Below are 421 nucleotides of genomic sequence, written 5' to 3'. Positions count from 1 at the left end.
GCGGCGGGTTTGCTTGCGTTTGCCTGCGTACTCAACGTCGGAAAAGCTCATTTGGCTCATGGGCGGCTCGGATCAGGTGGTCAGGCGATTTTCGCATATTTGAGACTTGTTCGGAGGTTCCCTAACCGTTGATATCAAAACTTCTTCAAGAACGATATCTAGATATTTAAATTTCTCGGTGCCTGCGCGGTGTACGCGTATAGTTACTTTTTTGATATGCGAGCCACGGTAGCAAAGCTCAAATAGTTTGGGTGATGCTTTATCTATGTATTTACTCACCCTAAGGTCGCCCAGAGTAACGCCTCCAGCAGTCGCGCCGCCGCTAGTGTACTGTTTTCGAAAAAATCAGCCACCAACTAACGGAAAATTCAAATCTTATCAATAGCTTAGCTTGCAGGTTATGGGTAACTTATTTCGAAAA

The 421-nt window shown here is 45.6% G+C and carries 1 pseudogene; it reads right to left on the bottom strand.

What is annotated here, in order from left to right:
- Positions 1–123: 123 nt before the first annotated feature.
- Positions 124–327, bottom strand: a pseudogene (locus DW49_RS1000000129755) (type VI secretion system tube protein Hcp); the annotation flags it as partial.
- Between the last annotated feature and the right edge of the window lie 94 nt (positions 328–421).

The organism is Pseudomonas avellanae BPIC 631, from assembly GCF_000444135.1.
Lineage (GTDB): Bacteria > Pseudomonadota > Gammaproteobacteria > Pseudomonadales > Pseudomonadaceae > Aquipseudomonas > Aquipseudomonas avellanae.
Note: the sequence above shows the minus strand (reverse complement) of the source record. Positions and strands in the feature narration are given on the sequence as shown.